We start from the raw sequence: 6,806 nt of genomic DNA on the forward strand, positions 1-6,806 counted from the left end.
GCTGGCGTTCGGTCCGAAGCCGGCCACTCCCACCGCTCGCCCGCCCCCGGCGTCACCCGTCGGCGGCGTGTTTCCCGCCACAGAGTGGTGCCGCCGCAGTGCGGGCCGGCCGCCAGCGGTGGGCGCGCCGACCGGACCTCCCCGGGCGGCGCACGCCGCTGCGGTCAGCCGACCAGGTCGGCCACGGCATCCCTGGTCCGCCGCGCGGCGGCCCGCAGGGCGCCCACGTCGGGGCCGTGCCGCAGGACGTCCCGGGACGAGGTCGGCAGCACCTGCCCGAGGACCCCGGCGAAGTTGCGGCGCAGGTCCGCCACGGTGCCGCCCTGCGCCCCGAAGCCGGGCGCCAGCACCGGGCCGTTCAGCCGCGACAGGTCCAGCTCCAGGCGGGGCAGGTTCGCCCCGATCACGACACCGACCCCGCCCGGCCCCTCCCCCACGGGGTTGTGCCGGCCGGCGGCGTCCACGATCCGCTGGGCGACCGTCCCCGAGCCGGTGGCCGCCCGCTGCACCTCGGGCCCCTCCGGGTTCGAGGTCGCCGCGAGGACGAACAGCCCCCGGCCCGTCTCCCGCGCCGCCGCCAGCGCCGGGTCCAGCGAACCGAACCCCAGGTACGGCGACACCGTGAGCGCGTCGGCGGCCAGCGGCGCACCCTCCGCCAGGTAGGCCGCGGCGTAGGCGGCCATCGTGGAGCCGATGTCGCCGCGCTTGGCGTCGAGCAGGACCAACGCGCCGGCGGCACGCACGTCCGCCACCACCCGTTCGAGCACCGCCACGCCCCGCGCGCCGTACGCCTCGAAGAACGCCGACTGCGGTTTCACCACCGCGACCTCCGCGCCGAAGGCCTCCACGCAGCTGCGCGCGAACGTCTCCAGCCCGTCGGCGGTGGCCGGCAGCCCCCAGTCGGTCAGCAGCGCCGGGTGCGGGTCGATCCCGACGCACAGCGGTCCGCGTTCGGCGCGCAGCGCGGCGAGCCGGCGGCCGAAGGGCTCCCGCCGGCCGGAGTCCAGCTCCGTCATGCGCGTCCCTTCCGCAGCGCCGCCTGGAGGTCCTGCAGGGAGCGGACCCCGATGTCGTCCCTGATGGCGGCCTCGATGCCCTGGACGGCCGCCGCGGCGCCCTGCACGGTGGTGATGCAGGGGATGTCCCTGGCCACCGCCGCCGTGCGGATCTCGTAGCCGTCCACCCGGGGCCCGTGGTTGCCGTAGGGGGTGTTGATGACCATCTGGACCTCGCCGGCCCTGATCTGGTCCACGATGTTCCCGCTGCCCTCGTAGTGCTTGCGCACCACGGTGGAGGTGATGCCGTTGCGGCGCAGCACCTCGGCGGTACCGGAGGTCGCCAGGATCTCGAAGCCCAGGTCGACCAGGCGCTTGACCGGGAAGACCAGCGACCGCTTGTCCCGGTTGGCCACCGAGACGAACACGCGGCCCGAGGTGGGCAGCGACCCGTAGGACGCGGCCTGAGACTTGGCGAAGGCCGGACCGAAGGCCACGTCGATGCCCATCACCTCACCGGTGGACTTCATCTCCGGCCCCAGCAGCGAGTCCACCCCGTGCCCCTCCGGGGTGCGGAAGCGGTGGAAGGGCAGGACCGCCTCCTTGACGGCGACCGGGCTGTCGGCCGGCAGGTCGAGGCCGTCCCCGGTGGGCGGGAGCATCCCCTCCTCCCGGAGGTGGGCGATGGTCGCGCCGAGCATGATCCGGGCGGCCGCCTTGGCCAGGGGGACGCTGGTGGCCTTGGAGACGAACGGCACCGTCCGGCTGGCCCGGGGGTTGGCCTCCAGGACGTAGAGCACGTCCTCCTTCAGGGCGAACTGCACGTTGAGCAGGCCGCGCACGCCCAGGCCCCTGGCCAGCCGCTCGGTGCAGCGCCGCACCTCCTCCAGGTCGGTCTGGCCGAGGGTGATCGGCGGGAGCGCGCAGGAGGAGTCACCGGAGTGGACCCCGGCCTCCTCGATGTGCTCCATCACGCCGCCGAGGAACACGTCCTCGCCGTCGCACAGGGCGTCGACGTCGATCTCGACGGCGTCGTCGAGGAACCGGTCCACCAGCACCGGGTGTTCCGGGGTGACCTCGGTGGCCCGCTCGATGTAGCTGGCCAGGGACTCCTCGCCGTAGACGATCTCCATGCCCCGACCGCCCAGCACGTAGGAGGGCCGGACGAGCACCGGGTAGCCGATCTCGTCGGCGATGCGCCGCGCCCCCTCGAAGGAGGTGGCGGTGCCGTACCGGGGGGCGGTCAGGCCCGCCTGGCGGAGCACTTCCCCGAAGGCGCCCCGGTCCTCGGCCAGGTGGATCGCCTCGGGCGGCGTGCCCACGACCGGCACCCCGGCCTCGGCGAGCCGCCGCGCGAGGCCGAGCGGGGTCTGGCCGCCGAGCTGGACGACGACACCCGTCACCGTCCCCGACCGCTGCTCGGAGTGCACGACCTCCAGGACGTCCTCCAGGGTCAGCGGCTCGAAGTACAGCCGGTCGGAGGTGTCGTAGTCGGTGGAGACGGTCTCCGGGTTGCAGTTGACCATGACGGTCTCGAAGCCGGCCTCCCGCAGCGCCATCGCAGCGTGCACGCAGGAGTAGTCGAACTCGATGCCCTGGCCGATGCGGTTCGGGCCGGAGCCGAGGATGATGACCTTCGGGCGCTCCCGCTGCTCGGTGACCTCGGACTCGGCGGCGGGATCGGCCTCGTAGGCCGAGTAGTGGTAGGGCGTGCGCGCGGCGAACTCGGCCGCGCAGGTGTCCACCGTCTTGTACACCGGGCGGACCCCGAGCCGGTGGCGCAGGGCGCGCACCCCGTCCTCCCCGGCCAGTTCGGGGCGCAGGGCGGCGATCTGGCGGTCGGAGAAACCGCACCGCTTGGCCCGCCGCAGCAGCTCCTCGTCGACCACCGGGGCCTCGATGACCCGGGTCCGCAGCTCGACGAGCGAGGCGATCTGGTCGACGAACCACGGGTCGATCCCCGAGGCCTCGGCCACCTGGTCGACGGTGGCCCCCAGCCGCAGCGCGCGCTCGACGGTGTAGAGCCGGCCGTCGTGGCCGGTGGCCAGCGCGGCGAGGGTGTCCTCGAGGGTGGTGCCCGCCGGGTCCTCCCTGGTCCAGAACCCGACGGCCTTGGTCTCCATCGAGCGCAGCGCCTTGCCCAGCGCCTCCACGAAGCTGCGGCCGAGGGACATCGCCTCGCCCACGCTCTTCATGGTCGTGGTCAGGGTCGGGTCGGCACCCGGAAACTTCTCGAAGGCGAAGCGGGGGATCTTGACCACGACGTAGTCGAGGGTGGGTTCGAAGCTGGCCGGTGTCTCACCGGTGATGTCGTTGCGGATCTCGTCCAGGGTGTAGCCGATGGCGAGCTTCGCGGCGATCTTCGCGATCGGGAACCCGGTGGCCTTGGAGGCCAACGCGGAGGACCGCGACACCCGGGGGTTCATCTCGATCACCACGAGCCGGCCGTTCGCCGGGTTCACCGCGAACTGGATGTTGCAGCCGCCGGTGTCGACGCCGACCTCGCGGAGCACGGCGATCCCGACGTCCCGCATCCGCTGGTACTCGCGGTCGGTGAGCGTCATCGCGGGCGCCACGGTGACCGAGTCCCCGGTGTGCACGCCCATCGGGTCGACGTTCTCGATCGAGCAGACCACCACGACGTTGTCCGCGCGGTCCCGCATGAGTTCGAGCTCGTACTCCTTCCAGCCGAGCACGCTCTCCTCGATCAGCACCTCGTGCACCGGGCTCTCGGTGAGCCCGATGGTGGCGAGCCGCTCCAGTTCCTCCTCGGTGTGGGCCATCCCCGACCCGAGACCGCCCATCGTGAAGCTGGGCCGGATCACCACCGGCAGCCCGAGCTCGGCGACGCACTCGCGGACCTCGTCCATCGACCGGCACACCCGGCTCCCGGGGACCTCACCGCCGACGTCCCGCACGATGTCCTTGAAGCGCTGCCGGTCCTCGCCCCGCTGGATCGCCTCGATGTCGGCGCCGATCAGCTCGACCCCGTACCGCTCCAGCACACCGCGCTCGGCCAGGGCGACCGCCGTGTTCAACGCGGTCTGGCCGCCCAGGGTCGCCAGGATCGCGTCCGGCCGCTCGGCGGCGATGACCTTCTCCACGAACTCGGGGGTGATCGGCTCCACGTAGGTGGCGTCCGCGAACTCGGGGTCGGTCATGATCGTGGCCGGGTTGGAGTTCACCAGGCTGACCCGCAGCCCTTCCTCCCGGAGCACCCGGCAGGCCTGCGTGCCGGAGTAGTCGAACTCGCACGCCTGGCCGATCACGATCGGTCCGGAGCCGATCACCAGGACATGGGAGATGTCGTTGCGCTTGGGCATCGGGTTCGCCCCGCCCCTCTTTCGTCGTCAGCTCGCGGTTACCGGAAGCCGGATCACCGTGTGGCAGTGGTCAGGTGTGGGCGTCAGTGCCCGGAACGGTCCATCAACCCGGCGAAGCGGTCGAACAGCGGCGCCGCGTCGTGGGGGCCGGCGGCGGCCTCCGGGTGGTACTGCACGCTGAAGGCGGGGGCCTCCAGGCAGCGCAGCCCCTCGACCGTGTCGTCGTTCGGGCAGTAGTGGCTGACCTTGGCCGGACCGAAGTCGGTGTCGAACACCTCGCCCGGCTCGCCCTCGACGGCGAAGCCGTGGTTCTGCGCGGTGATCGCGACCTGCCCGGTCTCCACGTCGATGACCGGGATGTTGATGCCCCGGTGGCCGTAGCGCATCTTGTAGGTGCCCCGGCCCAGGGCTCGTCCGAGGATCTGGTTGCCGAAGCAGATGCCGAACAGCGGCACCCGGGCCGCCAGCACGGCCCTGGCCAGTGCCACGGCGGTGTCGGCGGTGGCGGGGTCGCCGGGGCCGTTGGACAGGAACACCCCGTCCGGCGCCGCGGCGAGCAGCTCCTCGGCCGAGGTGCCCAGGGGGAGGACGTGGACCTCCATGCCCCTGGCCGCCATCATGCGCGGCGTGTTCGACTTGATCCCCAGGTCCAGGGCGGCGACGGTGTACCGGCGCTCGCCCACGGCGGGGACCACGTAGGGCTCGCTCGTGGTGACATCCCCGGCGAGGTCGGCTCCCACCATGCCCTCGGAGCCCAGGACCCGGGTGAGGAGTTCCTCGTCGCCGGCCACGGCGTCGCCGGAGAAGACGCCGGCCCGCATGGCGCCCCGCTCCCGGATGTGGCGGGTCAGGGTGCGGGTGTCGACGCCGGCGATGCCGACGACGCCCTGCTCGCGCAACGCGTCCTCCAGTGAGCGGGTGGACCGCCAGTTGGAGGGGACCCGGGCTGGGTCGCGGACGACGTAGCCGGAGACCCAGATCCGGTGGGACTCGTCGTCCTCGTCGTTCCACCCGGTGTTGCCGATCTGCGGGGCGGTCTGCACCACGATCTGGCGGTGGTAGGAGGGGTCGGTCAGCGTCTCCTGGTAGCCGGTCATCCCGGTGGAGAAGACGACCTCGCCGAGGGACTGCCCCACGGCTCCGTACGCCTCGCCCCGGAACACCCTGCCGTCCTCGAGTACCAGTGCCGCTGCGGAACGGTCGGTCATCGCGCGTGGACCTCCGATGTGGTCGTGTGGGGGGGCCGCCGCCGGGGCGCTGCTGGCGCCCGGCCTCACGGCGTGGTCCTGGTGGTGGTGCTCTCCTCGGCCACCGCGCGGATCCGCTCGACCCACGTCTCGTCGTCGGCGCGGTCGTCGGCCCGGAACGCGAGGTCGAGGACGTACTCGCCGTGCCGCCAGGACACCACGAGCAGACCCCCTCCCGGCATGACCTTGCCGGCGAGCTTGCTGTCCAGCCTGGCGTCGACGAGGTCGGCGGCGGCGATCCAGATCGGGCTGGCGGCGACCCGGTCGACCAGCAGCCCCTCCGGCAGCAGCCGGAGGGTGGCCACCGAGCGGTGGCCCAGGTCACCGGCCACGATGCGGTCCTGCCAGTTGCCGCCGCTGGTGGCGCCCACGTAGACGCCGGTCAGCTCGGGCAGCACCCCGGGGGCGGTGAGGGCACCGGCGGGAGGGGCGGGGAAGTCGCCGAGCAGGGCTTCCTGCCGGCTCGCCCGGCGCCGCCAGCCGCGCCACATGCCGTACACGCACACCGCGAAGACCGCGAGCACCAGCAGGGTGAGAAGCAGTCGGATCACGAGAGAACCTTCCCGTCTAGCGAGGTCAACCGTCCGCGGAGCACCGTCGCGGCCACGGTGGCCGGCAACTCCATGCCCTCGAAGGGCGTGTTGTCGGCGATGCTGGCCAGCTCACCACCCCGCACGACCCAGCGTGCCCCGGGGTCGACCAGGGTCAGGTTCGCCGGCTCACCGACGCGGAGCGGCCTCCCCTGGTCACCGAGGCCGGCGATCTCCGCCGGGCGCTCGCTCATCACGCGGGCCACCCCGCGCCAGTCCAGCAGGCCGGTCTCCACCATCGTCAGCACCACCACGGACAACGCGGTCTGGAGCCCGAGCATCCCCGGACGTGCGCAGGCCCACTCGGTGTCCTTCTCCTGGGGGGCGTGCGGCGCGTGGTCGGTGGCCACGCAGTCCACCACCCCCTCCGCCAGGGCGGTGCGCAGCGCCTCGGTGTCGGCGGCGGTGCGCAGCGGCGGGTTGACCTTGTTCACCGGGTCGTAGGTGGCCAGCCGCTCGTCGGTGAGCAGCAGGTGGTGCGGGGTGACCTCCGCCGTGATCGTGCCCTCGCCCCGTCCGCGCGCCCAGCGGAGCACGTCGGCGGTGCCGGCGGTGGAGACGTGGCAGACGTGCAGCCGCCCCCCGGTGTGGTGGGCCAGCATGCAGTCCCGCGCGACGATGGACTCCTCGGCGGGGGCGGGCCAGCCCGCC

At 73.1% G+C, this 6,806-nt stretch carries 5 protein-coding genes; all 5 read right to left on the reverse strand.

From position 1 onward, the window contains the following. Window positions 1–164 precede the first annotated feature (164 nt). Entirely contained in the window at window positions 165–1,016 is an 852-nt protein-coding gene (gene pyrF, locus ACTIDRAF_RS0221960) for an orotidine-5'-phosphate decarboxylase (RefSeq protein ID WP_016700861.1), read from the reverse strand. After that, window positions 1,013–4,318: a carbamoyl-phosphate synthase large subunit gene (gene carB, locus ACTIDRAF_RS0221965; RefSeq protein ID WP_016700862.1), complete on the reverse strand. Its 3,306-nt coding sequence runs from the start codon at window positions 4,316–4,318 to the stop codon at window positions 1,013–1,015. Before carB ends, pyrF begins: the two co-directional genes overlap by 4 nt. An 83-nt stretch (window positions 4,319–4,401) precedes the next feature. Continuing rightward, complete coding sequence (gene carA, locus ACTIDRAF_RS0221970) at window positions 4,402–5,526, reverse strand: glutamine-hydrolyzing carbamoyl-phosphate synthase small subunit (RefSeq protein ID WP_016700863.1); 1,125 nt, start codon at window positions 5,524–5,526, stop codon at window positions 4,402–4,404. Between the two features lie 65 nt (window positions 5,527–5,591). Further along, window positions 5,592–6,116, reverse strand: a complete 525-nt coding sequence (locus ACTIDRAF_RS0221975) for a PH-like domain-containing protein (protein WP_016700864.1) — start codon at window positions 6,114–6,116, stop codon at window positions 5,592–5,594. Beyond that, window positions 6,113–6,806 (reverse strand): amidohydrolase family protein (locus ACTIDRAF_RS0221980; protein WP_016700865.1); only part of this gene is annotated, 694 nt, incomplete at its 5' end. The genes ACTIDRAF_RS0221980 and ACTIDRAF_RS0221975, both read right to left, overlap by 4 nt.

The sequence above is a fragment of the Actinoalloteichus spitiensis RMV-1378 genome (genome assembly GCF_000239155.1).
Lineage (GTDB): Bacteria > Actinomycetota > Actinomycetes > Mycobacteriales > Pseudonocardiaceae > Actinoalloteichus_B > Actinoalloteichus_B spitiensis.

Coding starts and splice junctions, on each gene's coding strand:
- carA (WP_016700863.1), bottom strand. CDS start 5,526: ATGACCGACCGTTCCGCAGCGGCACTGGTACTCGAGGACGGCAGGGTG.
- carB (WP_016700862.1), bottom strand. CDS start 4,318: ATGCCCAAGCGCAACGACATCTCCCATGTCCTGGTGATCGGCTCCGGA.
- pyrF (WP_016700861.1), bottom strand. CDS start 1,016: ATGACGGAGCTGGACTCCGGCCGGCGGGAGCCCTTCGGCCGCCGGCTC.